Source organism: Arthrobacter sp. FW306-2-2C-D06B, from assembly GCF_021789175.1.
GTDB lineage: Bacteria > Actinomycetota > Actinomycetes > Actinomycetales > Micrococcaceae > Arthrobacter.
The window spans coordinates 197,627-214,770 of sequence record NZ_CP084560.1 but is presented as its reverse complement, the minus strand read 5'-3'; the positions used below and the strand labels follow the sequence as shown (position 1 = coordinate 214,770).

Genomic DNA, 17,144 nt, shown 5'->3' with positions numbered 1-17,144 from the left:
GGCTACAGCTGCCCGATCTTGACCGAATTTTCGATCCTGACGGCGCGGCCGGAGCGGGCGGACTCTTCGGCCGCGTTGGCCAAAGCGAGTGCCTGCAGGCCGTCGTCGAATCCCGGGCTGCAGGGGGTGCCCGCGCGGATGGCCTTGGCGAAGCTGTCCAACTCGTTCCGGTAAGCCGCGGCGTAACGCTCCAGGAAGAACGGCAAGTAGGCATCGGACTCTTCGGTGCCCGCGGCGCCATACTTGCGCACCGTCGTCGGGGTGACGTTGCCTGCGCTGAGCATCCCCTCGCTGCCGAACGCCTCCAGTCGCTGGTCGTGGCCGAAGGCGCTGTGGCGGGAGTTGGTGATGGTGACCAGCTCGCCGTCGCGGCCCTTGAGGGTGATGACAACCGAGTCGAAGTCCCCGGCTTCCTCGATGTAGTCGCAGAACAAGTTAGAGCCGGTGGCCGAAACCTCGATGATGTCAGGGACGAAGAACCGGGCCATGTCCAGGTCGTGGATGCTCTGGTCCCGGAAGATCCCGCCAGAGGTGGCGATGTAGGCAGCGGGTGCAGGAGCGGGATCGCGGCTGATGATGGTCAGCTGTTCGAGGCGGCCGATTTCACCCGCAGCGACGCGCGACTGGATGGCCGCGAAGTGGGGATCGAAGCGCCGGTTGAACCCGAGCATGAGGGGCGTGTTGTTGCCCTTGATCGCGTCCCGGCAAGCGAGCGCCCGCTCGATGTCGAGGTCGATCGGCTTTTCGCAGAGGGCTGCCACGCCTTGCGCCATGGCGCGCGAGATCAGGTCCACGTGCGTGCTGGTGGGCGATCCGATCACGACGGCGTCAAGGTCACCGTTCGCGAAAACCTCGTCGGCTGACTCGACGGCGATAGCGCCGGTCCCGGCCGCCAACGTGCGGGCTCCTTCAATGAATGGGTCGGCGATCCATGCCAGTTCCAGGTCCGGGTGCTCGGCAATGTTCCGGGCGTGGACCTGCCCGATGCGGCCGGAACCGAACAGCGCGACCTTCAGGAGGCGTTCAGTGGACATGTGTGGGGTCCTTTCTAGCGGGTTGCCCGGGAAAATCCGGACTTGGGTTGGTTCTGGATGGTGGACGGGGACGCGCCCAAGTTCAGAGCCGTCACGGCGTTGCCACCGCGGCGGGTGCGCGGCCCGCGAGGACGTCAACCGCGCCTTGGGCAGCATCCCTGACCGTGTGGGCCATGCCTTGGCGGGTGAATCCCATCAGGTGCGGAGTCAGGACGACGTTTTCGAGATCGAACAATGGGTGGTGGGCGGGCGGCTCGGGATCGTACACGTCCAGCCCGAGCCCGGAAAGATGGCCGGACTGCAATGCTTCGTGGGCGGCGTCGAGGTCGACGAGGCCTCCGCGGCTGCAGTTGACGAGGATCGCTCCGGGCTTCATGGCCTTGAGCCGGTCCGCGTTGATGAGGTTGTGGTTTTCCGGTGTGAGGGGCGCGTGGAGGGTGACGAAGTCGCTGCCTGCAAGGAGCTCCTCCACGGTGTCACAGCGGATCTCGGCGGGGATTTCGGCGAAAGGATCGTAGGCCAGTACCTTCAGCTCGAAGGCCTCGGCGATACGCGCCACCCGGCGGCCAATGCGGCCGTAACCGATGATGCCGAGCGTGAATCCCTCGAGGTCTCCGACGCCGACGGCGGCACGCTGCTCCCAGCGTCCCTCGCGGACCAGCGCGGTCAGTGGAGAGAGCTTCTTGACGAGCGCCAGCAGGTGGGCGAACACGCCTTCGGCCACCGAGGCGGTGTTGCTTCCGGGCGTGATGACCACCGGGATTCCGCGTCGGCTGGCTTCGGCGACGTCCACAAGGTCGGTTCCGACGCCGGTCCTGGCGATGACTTTGAGGGCGGGCATGCGGTCCAACAGTTCCCGGTCCACGCGGTAGGCAGCCCTGACGATCGCGGCATCGGCATTGGCCAGGTCCTCGGCGGTGGGGTCCTGGATGAGCCGCTGGTGTTCGGAGAGGAGCGGTTCCACGAGGTCCGGCTCTACGCTGCCGAGAGCGACAAAGATTTGGGGTGTGGTTATGGAAGCCATCGTCATCCTTGAAGATGTGGGTATGGGATTGCGCCGGAAATTGCGCTGTTATCGGTGTTGCTGGAGGCGTTTCTAGAGGCCTGTGTGTTCTAAAGGCCTGTGTGGTCTAGAGGCCTGTGTGTTCTAAAGGCCGAGGAGGCTGGATTTCCGCACGACCAAGTGGGGCGTGACGGAATGGTGGACGAACCCGCTGCCTTCACCATGGATGCGTTCCAGGAGGGTTTTGGCCCCTGTGACGCCAATGGTGGAGCTGTCGGGATCGACGGTGGTCAGGCCCAGGCGCGGCATCGCACCCAGCGCGATGTTGTCATAACCAGTGACGGCTATTTCGACTCCGCGTTCATCGGCAGCTGTCATGGCACCAAACGCGGCGAGGTCGTTGATGCAGGCCAGCGCTGTGGGGCGCTGGTGCTCGGAGCGCGAACCCAAGGCCCGTTGCGCGGCAACATAGCCGGACTCCTGGAAGAAGTCGGCGTCGACCACGCGGATATAGCGGGCCAACCCGTGCTCTTCCATTGCCGCCGAATAACCGTCCACACGTTCCCGGCCAACCGAACCACCAAGGCCGCCGAGGTGCACGATGTTTTCGTGTCCCTGGGCGATCAAGTGCTCAACAACCATGGACATGCCAAGGGCATCGTCGCTTCGAACGATATCGGCCGTGTCGATGTAATCCGGTCCCCCACCGGCAAAGACCACGGCCCCTCCGGAAACAGCACGGTTGAAGGGTGCCTTGTCAGGCACCGTTCCGACGACGAGCAGGCCCGCGACCCGTAAGTCCCGGAAGGCCTGGAGGATGGACTGGTCCACTCCCCTGCCGGCCGCCGTGACCGCACTGAAGAGGACGGTGTGCCCGGCCTCTTCAAGTACGGTCCGTGCGGCGTCGGCGACGTCAAAGGCCCACGGGTTGTGCATATCGCTGACCAGCACACCGATGGTTCCGCTGTCCCGTGTTGCCAGGGACCGGGCTGCGAGGTTCAACTCGAAGCCCATCTCTTCGACGGCCTTGAGCACCCGCTGGCGGCGTTCGTCACTGACGCGCGGTGAGTCGCGCAGCACGAGTGAGACCAACGACTTGGAAACGCCGGCGCGTTCGGCCACGTCCATGATCGTTGGCCGCCGGGCGGATGGAGGTGCCATGGTTACGCCCGCGCTGCCGTGGTGCCGTGGATTTCCTCGATCTTCTGCCATTGACCGGACAGCGAGGATGCCTCCGCGGCGCTGACAATGGCTGCGGCTGATGCGGCGTCGTGGATGTTGGAGTTTTCCTGTGCTCCTCCGGTGACGGCGACGAGGAACTTCTTGGCCTCGATGACCTTGAGGTCGTCAAAGCCCATGCTGTTGCCGGGACCCGGCTGGAAGTGTGCGTAGTCGCCGTGGCGGGGGCTGGCGTTGACCGTGGTGTAGCCCTGCTCATCGTTGTTGCGGCCCAGGCAGACCTTGAGTTCGTTCATGCGCTCGAAGTCCCATTTGAGCGAGCCTTCGGTCCCGTAGACCTCGATCTGGTAACCGCATTCGGGTCCAACGGCAACGCGTGAGGATTCGATGGTGCCCACGGCGCCTGCCCCGCGGGCGGACGGGCCGAAGCGGACCAGCGCTGCAGCGTAGTCCTCATTCTCGACCTCTCCCATTTCACCGTTTTCGATCACCGCGAAGTGCGTCCCTGACCCCATCGCCAGCTTGGGTCGCTGCGTGTAGACCGTACTTGTGAGCGCGGTTACCTCGGCGATGGGCCCAACTACATATTGGCACAGGTCCGTTGCGTGGCTGAACAGGTCCGCCAGCACGCCGGTGCCGGCTAGTTTCCGGTCGAACCGCCAGGACAGGGCGCCGTTGGGCTCCGACGCATACCCTGAGAAAAACACCGCGCGGACATTGGTGATACGGCCGAGGCGCCCGTCCGCAATGAGCTTCCTGGCGTGCTCTACCGCGGGGGCATGCCGGTAGTTGTAGCCGATGGAGGTCACGACGCCGGCCTCCACGGCTGCTTCCTGCACGGCTGCGGTTTCTTCGTAGCCACGCCCAACGGGCTTTTCGATCCAGAAATGCTTGCCGGCTTTGGCCGCTGCGATGCCGATTTCGGCATGCAGGAAGTTGGGGGCGCAGATCGAAACGACGTCCACGTCCGGGTGGTTCAGGACATCGTGGTAGTCCGTGGTTCCTTCCGCGAAGCCGAGGACATCGCGGGCGTAGTCCACCCGGTCCGGTGCCGTGTCCGCCGCGATGACCAGCTTGGTGGTCAAACCAAGCTCCGGGTAGGCGTACGGGACCGTCTGGTAGGCGCGCGAGTGGAGCTTTCCCATCCACCCGACGCTGATAAGGCCGACACCGACTGTGCGGGATTCTTGGCTCACGTTATTGCCTTTCTCGTTGAAAATTCTTGTCAGTTGCGGGCGGTGTCAAAAGCGTCGCGGAACGCCGCCGCCATGATGGTGGAGTCCGAGCCGATGGCCACGAACCGGAAGCCTTGGCGGACGTACTTGGCTGCCGCCATGCCGTCCACCGCGAGGATCCCGGCCGCTTTGTTATGCAGTTGCGCGGCAGCGACCACCCGATGCAGCGCCTCTTGAAAGGCGCCGCTATCCAGTTGCATCGGCACACCCAAAGCGAAGGACATGTCCATCGGTCCGACGAAGAGGACATCCACGCCGTCCTGCGCCGCGATCTCCTCGACGTGTTCCAGCGCGTCGAGGGTCTCGATCTGGATGATTCCCACGGCTGATTGCTGGTCCGCGCTCAGCGGAGCCCGGTCCATGCCCCAGCGGCAGGAGCGGTTGTACGTTGCCACTCCACGGTCGCCGTAGGGCGGATAAAGCATGTGCTTCACGGTTTGGCCGGCTTCTTCAACGGAGTTCAGGCGGGGCACCATGATGCCTGCCGCGCCTTGATCCAGCACGCGACCGATGCGGATGCGCTCGGCGCTTTCCACGCGAACAAGGGTGGAGACGCCGTAGCTTCCGGCCGCAAGGACACCATCGCGCACGGCATCTTCACCGCCGGAGCCGTGCTCAAGATCGATCAGCACCCAGTCCGCGCCGGCAGCGGCGCACACTTCTACCGCGGTGGCCGAAGCCATGCCAACGAAGGTCCCCACTGTGACTTCCCCGGCCGCCAAGCGGCGCCGCAGCCGGCCGCCGTCGAGCGGTCCGCCGTCGTAATTGCTGCCGCCCGAGGCGCTCATCCGAACCACCGCTGGCGGCTCTTTGCCTGCTCGTAGTCCGAGCGCAACGAACGGACCCATTCCTGTCCGGACACTTCTGCGGGAGCCACGTCCCACCAGACATCGCCGCCGGGCAAGTCAACGTGGGGAACGGTTGGCACCACGATGACAACTGGTCCTTGGGTGTCGCGGGTGGAAGCCAGCGCCTCCCGGACCTCTGCCGCAGTGCTTGCCCGGATGGCGAGGGCGCCGAGGCCTTCGGCGATCTGCCGGAGGTCCACCTTGAGGTAATCACCATCCAGCCGCGCCTTGGGGGCGTCGTCGACGGCGACGCTTCCACCGGTGGTGCGGTAGCGGAACTCGTTGCCGAACTCGCGTCCCATGCGGTTCATCTGGAGGCGGTGGATGACCTGGTAGCCGTGGTTCTCGGAGACGACAATCGTGACGTTGAGGCCTTCCTGGGCCGCGGTGAGGATTTCGGTGGGTGCCATGAGGAAGGTACCGTCACCGATGAAGGTGACCACGCGGTTGTCGTTGTTGCCCTCGGCCAGCCGGACGCCCATGCCTGCCGCGATTTCGTAGCCCATGCAGGAGAATCCGAATTCCAGGTGGCAGTTGCGGTTGCCCGTGGCGTCCCAGACTTTTTGCAGGTCACCGGGAGGTCCTCCGGCCGCGGCGATGATGGTGTCTCCGGAGCGGGCGTGCTCCTGCATCAGGCCGATCAGCTGCGGCTGGGTCAGGACAGCACCGGTGACCGGCGCGTCGGGGTGGTCTTCCGGGCGGTAGGGAGTGTCGGCGTCGAGCCACTGGGACCGGATGGGGGCCCACTTTGCCTTCTCGGAATGGACCGTTTCCTGCCACTTTTCGCTGGTGCTGTGGCCCTCCAAGGCCTGGGCAAGTGCTTCCAGGCCGAGGCGTGCGTCCGCCAGGATGCCGGTGGCACCTTGCTTGCGGGTATCGGCATCCACGATGTTCAAGGACGCGAATCGGACGTCCGGGTTTTCGAAGATCGACTGGGAGCCGGTGGCGAAGTCGGTGAGGCGCGTGCCGACGCTCAGGACCAGGTCGGCTTGCTTGACGAGGGTGTTGGACGCGAAGTTGCCCTCCAGCCCGACGCCGCCCACTTGCCACCATTCGTCCTTGGTCACGGCGCCCTTGCCGCCGAAGGTCTCGACGACGGGAATTCCCGTCTGCCCCGCCAGCGCCTCGAGTGCGGCGTGGGCGTCGGAGTAGTGGATGCCACCGCCGGCGATGATCACCGGACGCTCGGCTGAGCGGATGAGCCGGGCGACGTCGTCGACCTCTTCCAGGTCCGGCAGCGGCCGTCGGATCTTCCAGTCGCGCGGCTCGAAGAATTCGGCCGGGAAGTCGTAGGCGTGGGACTGCACGTCCTGGGGCAGCGAAAGGACCACGGCGCCGGTGTCCGTGGGGCTTGTGAGCACGCGCATGGCCTGCGGAAGCGCGGTCAGGAGCTGCTCTGGACGGTTGATCCTGTCGAAGAAGCGCGATACAGGGCGGAACGCGTCGTTGACCGTGGCATCAGCCTCGGTGGGGTGTTCCAGCTGCTGCAGCACCGGGCCCTGGTGCCGGGTGGCATAGGTGTCACCGGGCAGGAGCAGCAGGGGGATCCGGTTGACCGTTGCCAGGCCGGCGGCGGTGACGAGGTTGAGGGCGCCCGGGCCGATGGAGGCCGTGACGGCGAGGACTGCCTGGCGACGGCTCGCCTTCGCATACGCGGTGGAGATATGGGCCAGGTACTGCTCATGCCGGCCTTGGATGAACGGCATGTCGTCGGCCAGTTCGTCCAATGCCTGTCCCAGGCCAGCCACGTTGCCGTGGCCGAAGATACCGAGGGCTGCGGGGACCAGGCGGCGGCGGACGCCGTCGGCCAGCGAATACTGAGCGGACAGGTACTTGATGACCGCTTGGGCCGTGGTGAGCCTGATGGTCTGCGATGGTGTGGTCATTGCCTTATTCCCGTTGTCGTGGTTACCAGGGGCGCCCGTGCAGGACGACCGTCTTCTCTTCGGTCATTTCCTGGACAGCAGAGCGGACGCCTTCCTTGCCGATGCCGCTGCCTTTCAAGCCGCCGTAGGGCATGAGGTCGGCCCGCCACAGCGGCGACCAGTTGATGTGGATGTTGCCGGCGTCGATCTGCCGCATGGCCTGGACCGCTCCGGCGACGTCGTTCGTGAAAATGCCGGCGCCCAGGCCGTATTCGTTGTCGTTCGCCATCGCGATGGCGCTTTCCATGTCCTGCGCGGACGAAACGGCGACGGCGGGGCCGAACAGTTCGTTCCGGCTCAGCGGCGACCGGGGATCGACCCCGGCGACGACGGCGGGAGTCACCACGGCGCCGTCGCGCTCACCGCCGGTGAGTACCCGGGCGCCCGAATGGCGGGCCTCAAGGATGGACGTGTGGACGCGTGCTGCTTCCTCTTCGGAGATCAGCGAGCCGAGCCGGGTGTCTTCTTCCTTGGGGTTGCCCACGGCGATCGCTTCGACCTTCGGGACCAACGCATCCAGGAAGTCCTTCTCCACCCGACGGTCAACGATGACCCGCTGAACGGAAATGCATACCTGCCCGGCGTTGACGTAGCCGCCGGCAGCCACCGCGGTCGCGGCGAGTTCGAGGTCCGCGTCCGGCAGGATGATCACCGGGCATGAGGCCCCCAACTCGAGGGACAGTTTCTTCACTCCCGCGATCGAACTGATGCGCGTCCCGGTGCTGGTGGATCCGGTGAAGGACACCTTGCGGACCCGCGGGTCCGTCACCAGGACGTCGCCGAGGGAGCTGCCGGGTCCGGTGATCACGGACAGGGCTTCAGGCGGCAGGCCGGCGTCGACGAAGCACTGTGCCAGCTTCAGCGCCGTCAGCGGCGTTGCGCGGGCGGGTTTAAGTACGACGGCGTTACCGGCTGCCAGCGCGGGTGCAATTTTGTGCAACACCAGCAGGGCCGGGTAGTTGAAGGGTGTGATCGCGACGACGATGCCCACGGGCTGCCGCAACGTGAAGCCGATCTTATCCAAGCCTGTCCCGGCGTTTGCGTCCAAAGGAAGCGTGGAACCATACAGCTGGCTTCCCTCATAGGCAGCAAGGCGGATGATGTTGCCGGAGCGGCTGGCCTCGCCCCGCGCCTCCGTGATGGGCTTCCCGGTTTCGGCGCTAATGGTCTGGGCGATGTCCTCGGCGCGTTCATCCGCCAGGGCGGCTGCCCGCAGGAGGATGTCGACGCGGACATGGGCCGGCGTGGTCCTTTGCAGGTGGGCGCCGATCTCGGCCCGGTCAAGTGCCGCCTGGGCGTCCTGGACCGTCGCCACGGGGACTGTGTCGATCGTCCGGCCGTCGAAGGGCGAGCGGACTTCCTCGGTCCTGCCGTCGGCGGCACCGCGCCAGTTTCCAGCTATTAGCATTTCCATGGTTGCTCCATCAGGTTGTGAACTTTTGCGCTCAGTGGCGCTTGGCGTTGCTTTCGTATGCCGCGTCAGCGACTTCGGCGACTTCGGCTTGGACTTCTTTGAGGGCTTGGGTGTGTCCGCCGAGTTGTTCGAGTTCGTGGGCGAGTTCGGCCAGTTCCGCGCCGCCGGCCATCTGGGCGGTCAGTTCGTCCAGGGTGATGTCCTTCTTGTCGTAGTAGCCGATCGACTTGCCGCGCTTGAGCAGCAGGAACCGGTCCCCGACCGGGAAGGCGTGGTGCGGGTTGTGGGTGATGAAGATGACGCCCAGTCCCCGGTCGCGGGCCTGCAGGATGTAGCGGAGCACCACACCGGACTGCTTGACGCCCAGGGCGGCGGTGGGTTCGTCCAGGATCAGCACCTTCGCCCCGAAATACACGGCCCGGGCGATCGCGACGCATTGGCGTTCACCGCCGGAGAGCTGGCCGATGGGTTGTTCGACATCGCGCAGGTCGATGCCCATCTCGGCCAGTTCCTTCAGGGTGATGTCCTTCATTTTCTGGACGTCCATGGACTTGAACGGCCCGAACCCGGTGGTCAGTTCCGAGCCGAGGAAGAAGTTGCGCCAGATCGGCATCAACGGGACCACGGCCAGGTCCTGGTACACGGTGGCGATGCCGGCGTCCAGGGCGTCGCGGGGCGAGTTGAACTTCCGCTCCTGGCCCATGATCTTCAGGGTCCCGGCGTCGTGCTGGTGCAGGCCGGCGATGATCTTGATCAGCGTGGACTTGCCGGCGCCGTTGTCCCCCAGCACGCAGGTGACGCGGCCGTTGTCCACGGCCATGGTCACGTCCCGCAGGGCGATGATGTTCCCGTAGTGCTTGCCCACGCCGTCCAGGGAGAGCAGGTGCACGGGGGTGTGGGTCAGCGGGTCCTTCTCGTCCTTGAGCAGGGTCTGCTGGTCGATCTGTTTGGCATTCATTTCTTCGGCGGCCTTTCTACTTGAGCTCTGCGCGGCGTTTGACGATGAGGTTCACGATGGTGGCCAGCAGCAGCATCAGGCCCAGGAAGAACTTGAACCAGTCCGGGTTCCACTGCGCGTACACGATGCCCTTGTTCGCCATCCCGAAGATGAACGCGCCGATCGCCCCGCCCACGGCCGAACCGTAGCCGCCGGTGAGCAGGCAGCCGCCGATGACCGCGGCGATGATGTACAGGAACTCGTTGCCCACACCCTCGCCGGACTGCACCGCGTCGAACGCGAAGAGGTTGTGCATGCCCAGGATCCAGCCGCAGAACCCGACCGCCATGAACAACCCGATCTTGGTCTTCGTGACCGGCACACCCACGGCGCGGGCCGCGTTCGCGTCCCCGCCCACGGCGAAGATCCAGTTGCCGACCTTCGTGCGCAGCAGCACCCAGGACGCGACCGCGACCAGGATGATCCAGAAGAACACCGTGATCTTCACCTCGACCCCGCCGATGCTGATCGAGGAAGCGAACACCGCATGGGCCGAATCGAAACCGTCCAGCTTCGAAATCGACGGGGAAGACACCGAGCCCCCGATCAGCCGGGTCAGGGCCAGGTTCAGGCCCGTGAGCATCAGGAACGTCGCCAGCGTCACGATGAAGGACGGCAGCTTCGTCTTGACCAGGATCCACCCATTGATGAAACCGATCGTCAGGGAAACCAGCAGGGCAATGACCACCCCGACCCAGGCGTTCATGGAGAAATACCAGCTGAACAACGACGCGGTCAGGGCCGAGGAAATCACGGCCACACCGGTGGAGAGGTCGAACTCGCCACCGATCATCAACAACGACACCCCCACCGCCATGATCCCGATCGTCGAGGAACCATAAAGGATCGTCGCCAAAGCATTCGGCTGGGTGAACGTCCCGGACACCGAAGCAAAGAAAATGAAGAGGACAACCGCCCCCACCAGGGCACCGACCTCAGGACGGGCCATCAACTTGCTCAACGGGCTCCGCTTCGCGACCCGCTCATCCGCGGCAGTTTTGGGTGCCGGGGCAGTAACTAAAGCCATGGAACACACTTCCTTCTCTGTCAGCTCGCGCGGCAAGGAAGTCTTGCCGCGCGAGCTGAACCATCATCGGATTAGCGGATGCCCTGCTGAACGAACTTCAGCACATCGGAAATATTGGACTTGTCGACGATCGTCGGGCCCGTGAGGACAGGCTGGCCGCCACCGATCTTGAAACCACCAAGCTTGTTCTGCCAGATCGCGTCAATGGACATGTAGCCCTGGAGCCACGGCTGCTGGTCCACAGTGAACAGGACCTTGCCATCGTTGATCGCCTGCGCCAGCGCAGGGTTCAGGTCGAAGCTGGCCACCTTGATCGGGCTGTTGGCATCTGCCACGGCTTTGATAACGGTCAAGGTGATAGGGGCGCCGAGCCCGATGATCACGTCAGCATCCTTGCTGGCCTGGAGCTTCGCCGTCGCGGTGGACTGCACCGCCGTCATATCGGCCCCGTTGACATACAGGATCTCAGTGCCCGGCACCTTCGTCTTCACACCCGCGCACCGCTGTTCGAGTTGCACCTGTCCCTGTGACTGGATCACGCAGATCGGGTGCTTGTAGCCGCCCCCTGCCAGCTTGGCGCCGACCGCCTCGCCAGCCAGGGTCTCGTTGGATCCGAAGTGGGTGAACGCCCCCATCTGCGCGGAGACGTCCCCACCAGCGTTGAAGCTCACCACCGGGATGCCCGCGTCGGTGGCCTTCTTCAGGACGTCCTTCATGGCGCCCGGGTTGGCGATCGTAACCGCGATGCCGTCAACCTTCTGGTCGATGGCCTGCTGCACCAGCTGGGACTGGCGCCCCGCGTCGGCATCACTCGTGTAAAGAACCTCGACGTTGTCTTTCGCTGCCGCGGCCTCCGCACCCTTGCGCACGATGTCCCAGAACGTGTCGCCAGCCTCGGCGTGGGTAATCAGCGCCACCTTGATCCGCGGAGTGCTTGCCGCCTGCCCACCACCGGCGGCATTGGCGGTGTCGGCCGGCTTCCCGCCCCCGCTTGAGCATGCTGCCAAGGCCAGAAGCGGTACTACGGCCAGCGCCACTGCGCCCCGCCGCCAATTGAACTTTGCCACGTGAGATCTCCTTTGATGTCGCGTACTTCGACCGTCGACCCCATTGCTGTGCCTTCTAAGGCATGGTGGGAGGACGGAACCATCTAGCTGTGAACGGATGTGATCCACATCGCTTTGTGGAACGCTCCAACGCTAAATCAAGGCTTGACCAATTGTCAATGGAGCGTTCCAATTAGATGGTGACTGGGTATCCACGCCCTCACCTGCCGCAACTAGCCGCGCACCGGCGCGAGGAGAACGATGACGTACTCAAGCACCCCCGAACTAATCGCGACCTGCTGGACCAGCGCAGGGAATATCGCGCCGTTGAATAGCCCAGAGATCAGTCCCGTCCCCATCGTCGAGCGTTTGGAAGCAATCGCCTCAACCGGATGGGCAGGCTTTGGATTGGCGTACGACGACCTCGTCGCTGCAAGGGACACCATCGGTTTCTCCGGGCTCAAGAATCTCATTGACCAAGCAGGCTTCCGCCACGTCGAAGTCGAGTTGCTCACCAACTGGTGGGACGACTCCCTGTCCCATGAATGGATGCCGCAGTTCGAGCTGCTCCTTGACGCCGCCGAAACACTGGGGGCGCGCTTCATCAAGATTGGAACAGCGTTCGGCGAGCCCTTGGATGACCTTGATTTCCTGGTGGAGCCACTGCGACGGCTGGCAACCGAGGCCTCCAAAAGAGGGACGCGCATCGCCCTCGAGCCCATGCCGTTCTCGATGGTCGGGTCGATGCCGGCTGCGGCCGAGCTGATGCGATCGGTCGACATGCCCGAATGTGGCCTGGTGGTTGACTACTGGCATGTCTTCCGGGCCGGAACGAGCTTGGAGGAACTGTCCCGAAGCCTCACCGCCGAGCAGATATTCGGCGTCGAACTCAATGATGCGGACGCGGAGATCAAGGGGACGCTCTTCGAGGACACCCGGGACAATCGCCGTCTTTGTGGAGAAGGAGACCAAGACGTCCCCGGGTTTATCAAAACGCTCCAAGCCATCGGTTTCAAAGGGCCATGGGGTGTGGAAATCCTCTCCGAACAGCACCGCTCACGTCCCGTTCGCGAAGCGCTGGAATCCGCCCGTTCGACGGCGCTGCGATGCTTCCCGGCGTGACGAGCCTTTCGGGCACTTCGGCCGCGACAAAAGCGGTCGCCAAAAGGATGCACCTCCAGCATGACTGGGTGGCGCTACTCGGCGAAGTGATCCAGATCAGGGTGGATGACAGGACAGTCCGCACCGGTCGCGTCGACGGCGTCACCCCGGACGGAGCCATCCTATGGATCGAGGGACACGGCGCCGAGCCCCGCACGATGTTCGAGCGCTGCGAAGGGTTCACCGCTTGGATCGATTACAAATGGGATTCCGGGGGATGCCGCTAGCCTCGCTACGACCAATAACAACTGCCAGCGCGACCCGCAAAGAAACGTTGTGACCCAACTAATGGCGCGGATCTTGGGGTGTTGATAACTTCTCAATGATCGGCTGAATTGATTGGTGGTGTCCCGTTGCGATCAATCATGGCCCATTTCCGTGCGCTCAATACCGTTCCACCGGCAAGCAACGATCACCTGGCTGCCGTCCGCGTCGCACTGAGCGTCGCCGTGCCGGCGCTTGTGCTTCTCGCGGTTGGCCGGGCGGACCTCATCATTTACGCCGTGTTCGGCGCCCTGACCGGCATGTACGGCCGTGCCGAGTCACACCAACTGCGGCTCAAGCACCAAGCGCAAGCCGCTGCCGTGCTCTTGGCCGGCGTCTCGGTGGGCACGTTCTTGTCCGTCTCGCACATCCATTCATGGGGATTGGTAGTAGTCGAGGCGCTCTTGGCAGGCGTGGGCTCGCTGTTCTCGGACAAGGTACGGCTCAAGCCCAACGGCCCGTTCTTCGGAATCCTGGCCCTGGGGGCATGCGCTTCCGTTCCCGCGACCATCCCCTTCATTGCCGCGGTCCTGATCTGCGCGGCATCGGCAGCGTTCTCGATAATGGTCGGTTTTGCCGGGTGGCTTCGGTACCGGGTGTGGAAACGTGGCGCCATCCGGGATATTCCGGCATTCAGCACTCAGCTACGCCAGGCAGCCGGGCTTCACGCGGCCCGGTATGTGCTCGCCGTCGGCGCGGCAGGTGCTTGCGGGGTGCTCACGGGCAGCGGGCATCCGCACTGGGCCATGGCCGCCGCCGCCGTTCCGCTCGCCGGAGCCGATATGCCCAGCCGGCTACATCGCGGCATCCACCGCATCGTGGGGACGTTCCTCGGCTTGGCGATTGTCGCCGTCGTGCTCTTTCCAGGTCCGCTGTCCCCGCTGCACTATTTCCCAGGGCAAACCACCGTCATCCTTGCCCTGCTGGTGATCGGCTTCCAGTTCCCTACTGAGCTGTTCATGAGCAGGCACTACGGCTGGGCGATGGTGTTCTTCACCCCGGTCATCCTGCTGATGACCCAACTGGCTGCGCCCGCGGACCCTGGCGTGCTCGTCCTGGAACGCGGGGTGGAGACGTTCGTGGGAGCCGTGATCGGGATTGCGGTGGCGGTGCTGGTCCAGGTGCCCCGGCTTGCTTCGCGGCGCAGATCTATTTCAGAGGCCTCCGGGGCGGACCCGACGTAAGCTTCGCCGGCAGGAAACGCATGACAGCGGTGATCGCTTTGTAGCGTTTCGTCGGGATGGATACCCCTTTGCCCTTGGCGTTGTCTTCCAGTCCTTCCCGGACAACCCGCTCGGCCTTCAGCCACAGGAAACGCGGGGCCACTGACTTGTCCATGCCCATGCGATCGTGGAATTCCGTGTGGGTGAAGCCCGGGCATACCGCGGTGACTTTCACTCCGCTGCCGGCATAGGCAGTGTTCGCCCAACGGCTGAAGCTGACTTGCCAAGCCTTGGCTGCCGAATAGCTTCCCCGGTTCGCGAACGCCGCAACGCTCGCGACGTTGATGATCCGGCCCGACTTGCGTGCCAACATCACCTCCAAGGCCGCGTGGCACAGCTCCATGGGTGTCTGGACATGAAGCCGCAGATGCCGTTTTTCGTCTTCCAGATCGTTCTTTTCGAAAGAGCCCAGCAAACCGATTCCGGCATTGTTGACCAGCACATCCACAGGCCGCGAGGCGTCACGCAGCCTGGCCGCGACGGCCTCAACCCCGACGTCGGAGGTCAAGTCCGCGGGGAGGACCTCCACCGAGATACTGAAGTCCCGCTCAAGGACCTCAGCGCTTGTCCGCAACCGCCCTTCGTCGCGGGCCACGAGGACGAGGTGATGACCTGATTGGGCCAGTTGGCGGGCGAATTGAGCACCGAGTCCGGCAGTAGCCCCGGTGACCAAGGCGGTGAGTTCGTTGGCACGAGTTGTCATGCGCCCAGACTAGCCCCGTTGACCGTCCGTGTGGCGGGTGCCGTCTCGACGGCGGTACTCGTGCATTGCCCACCCTCGCGGTAGAGTGCCTCAAAAGTGAGCCGCACAAGCCCGAGGGGCGGGACAACGGCCGCCAAACCCGGGGGGAACGGACAATGGACGAGGCTCATGCCAGGATTGAATTCCGCGAAATCGACGAGCACGGAAATGCGCTGGAGCATCACTTGGAGAACCCTGAAGCGACTACGAGGGCCTCGGTGAACCCGTTCATCATCGGGCTATGGGTGCTGGAGCTGGCGCTCGTCATAGCCATCATGGTGATCATCAATGAGGCAATGACCCCGTACACCCCCAGTCCGGGAAATACGATGCCGATGGCTTACGTCCTGACAACCATGACCACACCGCTTCTCCAGGCCGCCGCTCTGATCCTGGCGACACTGCTGTTCTGGCACGCATGGCAATGGCAGAAAAAGAAAGCGCAGAAGTAGGCACCTGCCTGAAATGGCAGGACAGAAGCGGCGGGAATTCGGCTTGCTTACGGCAGAGACGGAAGTGGCGTGCGGCTGGGGTCTCAGATCCAGCCGCACGCCGTGTAGGGATCCTTAGATCCCTACACGTGCCCCAGGCCGTGAGTCGCATGGGGGCGCACGACCGCATAGGGCACGGCCTGGCATTCCGGTCCGTCGAGAACGGAGCCTCCGTAGCGGCCCCCAACAGGTCCGCGAGGAGCCTCGCATCCTCGTACGCCAGGCACTAACTATGTGTCGCCGGGGAGTGAATCGTGTCGCGAACCTCGCGAGATATCTGCGGAAGTCCGTCGAGGCCGATATTTGGCTTGCTCAAGTGGCCCAATGCAGGGGCCATGACTTAGCTGGCGGGGTGGTCATCCGGCACCGAACCGGTGAGATCAACGATGCGCCCGTTGGCCGCGGCCTCGCGCACTGACCAGATCGCAGCGATTGCCGCATCCTCGTCATTGAATGCCTTGGAGGTGAGGAGCACGTCCCCATTTCCGGTAATAAGTTGGAACCGCAGACAGGCATCCGCGTCAACGTAGAGATTGAATTGTGAGGCCATTGTGGTGCTTCCTTGTCTGGGGGTAGATGCGCCCCGGGCCTTTGCACGCCCCAGGCCTTTGGATTCATCGGACTCGTCGACGGTTCCAGGCAAGAAAAGCCAGGTAGAAGGCCAGCAAGCCTCCCACGAAGTAGACGATCCAGTACGGGAATCCAATGTTGGCTTGGCGCCCTGCCAGCGTTTTCTGTTCCGGTGCGTCTTTGGGGATGTCTGCGATCCGGGATGCGTGAACTAGGAGCCGGTGCGAGTTCACTCCGATGGGGGTACACGTTACCAAAGTGATGGAGTCCTCCCCCGCGGTGATTTTCAGTGAGGAAATGTCATCCGGTTTGACCACTTCGATCCTGTTTACCTTGTAGAGGAACGTGTGGTCCATGACTTCGGTGGAGAAGATGTCACCCGTTTTCGCGCTGTGGAGGGGATTGAAGAGTTCCGCATTCGGAATCCCCGAGTGCGATGTCAGGACGCTGTGCGTGCCCGGGCCGCCTACGGGAAGGGAGGAGCCGTAGAGGTGGCCCACGCCTTTGGCTAGAACGTCATCGCTGGTTCCGTGGAAGATCGGCAGATCAATGTTCAGGGACGGGTAGCGGAATCTTCCGACCACGTCGTCGTTGGCTACGTTCAACTGGCTCTGATAATCCCGCAGCTGCCCTTCCAATGCCGGCATCGGGGCCTGGGCGGAGTAGGGGTCCCGCAGTTGTCCGCCGGGGATCCGGGAGTTGTATTCGCGTGCCCGGTCCAACACTTTCGTCCGGGCCGAGGGTTCAAGCTGTTCGACTTCCTGCGCATAGCCGGAAAGTTGGCTGCTGTGGGATATCGAGCTGAACCAGTCAGCTGCCTGGGGGTAAAGGACCAGGCCCAGGCCGATTGCGGCGATGACCATCATCGTGAAAAGCCTGCGGTCAGCAAGACCTGATCGGATGCGCTTGCTTCCCGCCGCCGGTCTCCGCGTCCTATGGCGCCGAGGAGGGCCTTCCGGGCCAGGTTCGGAACCCTCCATGAATT

General features: G+C 64.0%; 17 protein-coding genes. 4 read left to right on the top strand and 13 right to left on the bottom strand.

The genetic code is table 11. From position 1 onward, the window contains the following. Positions 1-2: 2 nt before the first annotated feature. The 10 genes from iolG to LFT47_RS00965 form a co-directional block, all read right to left on the bottom strand. Positions 3-1,034 (bottom strand): inositol 2-dehydrogenase, encoded by a 1,032-nt coding sequence (gene iolG / locus LFT47_RS01010; protein ID WP_236814260.1) that lies wholly within the window; start codon positions 1,032-1,034, stop codon positions 3-5. A 91-nt stretch (positions 1,035-1,125) separates the two neighbouring features. Beyond that, on the bottom strand, positions 1,126-2,058 hold the full coding sequence (locus LFT47_RS01005) for a hydroxyacid dehydrogenase (RefSeq protein WP_236814258.1): 933 nt from the start codon (positions 2,056-2,058) through the stop codon (positions 1,126-1,128). A gap of 123 nt (positions 2,059-2,181) precedes the next feature. Next, on the bottom strand, positions 2,182-3,198 hold the full coding sequence (locus tag LFT47_RS01000) for a LacI family DNA-binding transcriptional regulator (RefSeq protein ID WP_236814256.1): 1,017 nt from the start codon (positions 3,196-3,198) through the stop codon (positions 2,182-2,184). Positions 3,199-3,200: 2 nt separating this feature from the next. Then, a complete protein-coding gene (locus tag LFT47_RS00995) occupies positions 3,201-4,412 on the bottom strand; it encodes a Gfo/Idh/MocA family protein (protein ID WP_236814255.1) in 1,212 nt (403 codons plus the stop codon). Between the two features lie 29 nt (positions 4,413-4,441). Continuing rightward, positions 4,442-5,239: an HpcH/HpaI aldolase family protein gene (locus tag LFT47_RS00990; protein WP_236814253.1), complete on the bottom strand. Its 798-nt coding sequence runs from the start codon at positions 5,237-5,239 to the stop codon at positions 4,442-4,444. After that, a complete protein-coding gene (iolD, locus tag LFT47_RS00985) occupies positions 5,236-7,185 on the bottom strand; it encodes a 3D-(3,5/4)-trihydroxycyclohexane-1,2-dione acylhydrolase (decyclizing) (RefSeq protein ID WP_236814251.1) in 1,950 nt (649 codons plus the stop codon). Before iolD ends, LFT47_RS00990 begins: the two co-directional genes overlap by 4 nt. Positions 7,186-7,207: 22 nt before the next feature. Continuing rightward, the gene (locus LFT47_RS00980; protein WP_236814249.1) at positions 7,208-8,638 is read right to left on the bottom strand and encodes an aldehyde dehydrogenase family protein; all 1,431 of its coding nucleotides are present in this window, start codon (positions 8,636-8,638) and stop codon (positions 7,208-7,210) included. 31 nt (positions 8,639-8,669) lie between these two features. Beyond that, positions 8,670-9,596: an ATP-binding cassette domain-containing protein gene (locus LFT47_RS00975; protein ID WP_236814247.1), complete on the bottom strand. Its 927-nt coding sequence runs from the start codon at positions 9,594-9,596 to the stop codon at positions 8,670-8,672. A gap of 16 nt (positions 9,597-9,612) precedes the next feature. Beyond that, positions 9,613-10,662 (bottom strand): ABC transporter permease, encoded by a 1,050-nt coding sequence (locus tag LFT47_RS00970; RefSeq protein WP_236814245.1) that lies wholly within the window; start codon positions 10,660-10,662, stop codon positions 9,613-9,615. Between the two features lie 71 nt (positions 10,663-10,733). Further along, a complete protein-coding gene (locus tag LFT47_RS00965; protein WP_236814244.1) occupies positions 10,734-11,729 on the bottom strand; it encodes a substrate-binding domain-containing protein in 996 nt (331 codons plus the stop codon). A 240-nt stretch (positions 11,730-11,969) separates the two neighbouring features. Between LFT47_RS00965 and LFT47_RS00960 the strand changes: the two genes are divergently transcribed. The 3 genes from LFT47_RS00960 (at position 11,970) to LFT47_RS00950 (ending at position 14,317) form a co-directional block, all read left to right on the top strand. Beyond that, positions 11,970-12,830, top strand: a complete 861-nt coding sequence (locus LFT47_RS00960; protein WP_236814243.1) for a sugar phosphate isomerase/epimerase family protein — start codon at positions 11,970-11,972, stop codon at positions 12,828-12,830. Then, positions 12,827-13,096, top strand: coding sequence for a hypothetical protein (locus LFT47_RS00955; RefSeq protein WP_236814242.1), 270 nt, complete (start codon positions 12,827-12,829; stop codon positions 13,094-13,096). The genes LFT47_RS00960 and LFT47_RS00955 overlap by 4 nt, the downstream gene beginning before the upstream one ends. Positions 13,097-13,234: 138 nt before the next feature. Continuing rightward, positions 13,235-14,317 carry an FUSC family protein gene (locus LFT47_RS00950; protein ID WP_236814240.1) on the top strand — a complete coding sequence of 361 codons (1,083 nt, stop codon included), beginning with the start codon at positions 13,235-13,237 and terminating at the stop codon, positions 14,315-14,317. Here LFT47_RS00950 and LFT47_RS00945 read toward each other — a convergent pair. Further along, on the bottom strand, positions 14,283-15,059 hold the full coding sequence (locus LFT47_RS00945) for an SDR family NAD(P)-dependent oxidoreductase (protein WP_236814238.1): 777 nt from the start codon (positions 15,057-15,059) through the stop codon (positions 14,283-14,285). The two genes, LFT47_RS00950 and LFT47_RS00945, sit on opposite strands and share 35 nt — an antisense overlap. 155 nt (positions 15,060-15,214) lie before the next feature. Between LFT47_RS00945 and LFT47_RS00940 the strand changes: the two genes are divergently transcribed. After that, positions 15,215-15,550 (top strand): hypothetical protein, encoded by a 336-nt coding sequence (locus tag LFT47_RS00940; RefSeq protein ID WP_236814236.1) that lies wholly within the window; start codon positions 15,215-15,217, stop codon positions 15,548-15,550. A gap of 379 nt (positions 15,551-15,929) precedes the next feature. Here the strand turns inward: LFT47_RS00940 and LFT47_RS00935 are convergent, their stop codons facing one another. Together LFT47_RS00935 and LFT47_RS00930 are read right to left on the bottom strand one after the other, a co-directional pair. Further along, complete coding sequence (locus tag LFT47_RS00935) at positions 15,930-16,139, bottom strand: YegP family protein (protein WP_236814234.1); 210 nt, start codon at positions 16,137-16,139, stop codon at positions 15,930-15,932. A gap of 64 nt (positions 16,140-16,203) precedes the next feature. Next, positions 16,204-17,025, bottom strand: coding sequence for a class C sortase (locus LFT47_RS00930; RefSeq protein ID WP_236814232.1), 822 nt, complete (start codon positions 17,023-17,025; stop codon positions 16,204-16,206). Positions 17,026-17,144 lie beyond the last annotated feature (119 nt).